At 66.8% G+C, this 2,761-nt stretch carries 3 protein-coding genes; 1 reads left to right on the top strand and 2 read right to left on the bottom strand.

Annotation, left to right across the window (positions count from 1 at the left end; genetic code table 11):
- A partial coding sequence (locus tag A3728_RS07340; protein WP_067921639.1) for an FAD-dependent monooxygenase occupies positions 1–948 on the top strand: 948 nt, incomplete at its 5' end.
- 24 nt (positions 949–972) lie between these two features.
- Here the strand turns inward: A3728_RS07340 and A3728_RS07335 are convergent.
- Together A3728_RS07335 and rocF are read right to left on the bottom strand one after the other, a co-directional pair.
- The gene (locus tag A3728_RS07335; protein WP_082851027.1) at positions 973–2,025 is read right to left on the bottom strand and encodes an ornithine cyclodeaminase; all 1,053 of its coding nucleotides are present in this window, start codon (positions 2,023–2,025) and stop codon (positions 973–975) included.
- Positions 2,026–2,036: 11 nt separating this feature from the next.
- Positions 2,037–2,761 (bottom strand): arginase (rocF, locus tag A3728_RS07330; protein WP_067921633.1); only part of this gene is annotated, 725 nt, incomplete at its 5' end.

The raw sequence follows: 2,761 nt of genomic DNA, 5'->3' as shown, positions 1-2,761 counted from the left end.
GTCGTCCTGCAGAACGGGGAAAACGGGAGGACCGTCGCGCGGCTCGACCTTGCCAAGGCGGGTCCGGAGGGGCGCTATCTCTTTGCCCATCGTGCCGGGTTGATCGAGGTTCTGGCCGATGCGGCGCGGCGCGCTAATGTCACCTTCGATCTGGGCCGGCAGGTCGCATCGGTACGGCCCGGAGCGCTGCCGCAGATCCAGATGACGGATGGCACGATCCGGCGGGCCGAGGTCGTCGTGGCCGCCGATGGCATCCATTCGGTCGCCCGGCCCGTGCTCAACGGTGCCGATACCGCCCGGTTCACAGGGCAAGTCGCATGGCGTGCGACGGTGGCCGATCCCGGCGACCATCCGCCGGAAGTGCATGTTCATATGGGCGCGGGGCGCCATCTGGTCAGCTATCCGATCAAGGGAGGCGCCCTCATCAACCTCGTCGCGGTGGAGGAGCGGGACCGCTGGGCCGCCGAGGGCTGGACCCATGCGGACGATCCCGCGCATCTGCGGGAAGCCTTCGCAGGTTTCACGGGCCGTGCCGCCGATCTTCTGTCAGCGGTGGAAAAGGTGACGCTCTGGGGCTTGCATAGCCATCCGGTGGCAGCGCAGTGGCAACAAGGGGGTGTGGCGCTGCTCGGTGATGCCGCGCATCCGACGCTGCCCTTTCTCGCGCAGGGGGCGAACATGGCGCTGGAGGATGCCTGGGTTCTGGCCGATTGCCTCACCCGGCAGGAGCGCGACACCGCCCTGCGGCAGTATCAGGCCCGCCGCGCTGACAGGGTGGCCCGTGTCGTACAGGCGGCGGAGCGTAACGCCTGGCGTTATCACCTTGCCCCCGGCCCGCTGCGCTGGGGGGCGCATGCGGCGCTGCGGATCGCAAGCCGCGCGGCACCGGGGCGTATGACGGGGGCCTTCGACTGGCTCTATGCCCATGACGTGACGCGCCGGGGCTGAAACCACCCCGGCGCGCCCGCCAGGTCAGCCCTTGGCGCGCTGCAACATCCCGAAGAGATCGCGCGGATCGTCCGGATCGGCCAGCAGGTCCAGCGGATGGAAAAGCTCCGTCCCCTTGATGCGGTCGCGGACGTAGCGCAGGGCCGAGAAATCCTCGATCGCGAAACCCACGCTGTCGAACAGGGTGATCTGTTCGTCGTTCCGCCGCCCTTCGGCCTGACCTGTCAGCACCTGCCAGATCTCGGTGACAGGGTGGTCGGCCTCCAACTGCTGGATCTCCCCCTCGATCCGCGTCTGCTCGGGGTATTCGACGAAGATGCCGGCCCGGTGCAGGATCGCGGGGGCGAGTTCGGTCTTGCCGGGACAGTCGCCGCCGATGGCGTTGATGTGCACGCCGGAACCCACCATGTTGTCCGTCAGGATGGTGGCATATTGCTTGTCCGCCGTGCAGGTGGTGATGATCTGCGCGCCCAGCATCGCGTCTTCGGCGCTGTCGCAGGACACAACGCGCAAACCGCTGCCTTCGAGGTTGGCCGCGCATTTCCGCGTGGCGGCCTTGTCGATGTCATAGAGGCGCACCTCTTCGATCCCGACGATGGCTTTCATCGCCAGCGACTGGAACTCCGATTGCGCCCCGTTGCCGATCATCGCCATCACCTTGCTGCCCCGGGGGGCCAGCAGCCGCGCCACCACCGCAGAGGTCGCCGCGGTGCGCAGCGCGGTAAGGATCGTCATCTCCGTCAGCAGGACGGGATAGCCAGTCGCCACGTCCGCAAGCAGGCCGAAGGCGGTGACGGTCTGCAAGCCGTCCGCCGTGTTGGACGGATGCCCGTTCACGTATTTGAAGCCGTAGACATCCCCGTCAGAGGTGGGCATCAGCTCGATCACCCCCTTTTCGGAGTGGCTGGCCACTCGGGGGGTCTTGTCGAAAAGCTCCCAGCGGCGGAAATCGGCTTCGATGTACTCTGCAAGGCCCGCCAGCATCTGTTCGACGCCCTCATGATGGATGAGCTTCATCATGTGGTCGACGGATACGAAGGGCACCAGCGCCTTGTCGGAAGGTTTGGGAATGTTCATCGCAGGCTCCTTCAGTAAGCGCGGGTCGGGCGGTCAAAGACGCGGCGGCCAAGGGCGGACGCCGCCAGATCCACCATCAGGGAAGCGGTGCGCCCGCGCTCGTCCAGAAAGGGGTTGAGTTCGACGAGGTCGAGCGAGGTCATCAGCCCGCTGTCGTGCAGCATTTCCATCACCAGATGCGCCTCGCGCACCGTCGCGCCGCCCGGCACCGTGGTTCCGACCGCGGGCGCCACGGAAGGGTCGAGGAAATCGACGTCGAGCGAGACATGCAGCATGCCGTCCGCCGCCGCGACCTTTTCGAGGAAGGCGGTCAGAGGGCGTGCAATGCCCGTCTCGTCGATCTCTCGCATGTCGACGTGCTGGATCGTCGTGCCCTGCAATGCGGCCCGTTCGGCGGCATCGACGGACCTCAGCCCGATGATTGCGATATTGTCCTGCGGCAGCGGGGTGCCGACGTCCGGAAAGCCGTCAAACCCTTCGCGGCCCGTGACATAACCCAGCGGCGTGCCGTGCAGGTTGCCGCTGTCGGTGGTGTCGGGCGTGTGGAAATCGCTGTGCGCATCGAGCCAGAGCACGAAGAGCGGGCGGCCCTGCGCCTCGGCGTGGCGCATCGCACCCAGAACGGTGCCGAGCGAAAGCGCGTGATCGCCGCCCATGAAGATCGGCAGCCCGTCTTTCAGCGCCGCTTCGGAGGCATCCGCCAGCGCTTGTGTCCATGCGATGGTCTCTCCCAACG

The sequence above is a fragment of the Sulfitobacter sp. HI0040 genome (assembly GCF_001634885.1).
Classification (GTDB): Bacteria; Pseudomonadota; Alphaproteobacteria; order Rhodobacterales; family Rhodobacteraceae; genus Sulfitobacter.
Note: the sequence above shows the minus strand (reverse complement) of the source record. Positions and strands in the feature narration are given on the sequence as shown.

What these genes read in the sequence shown, in the direction of transcription:
- A3728_RS07335 (WP_082851027.1), bottom strand. Translation starts at nt 2,025, where the DNA reads ATGAACATTCCCAAACCTTCCGACAAGGCGCTGGTGCCCTTCGTATCC.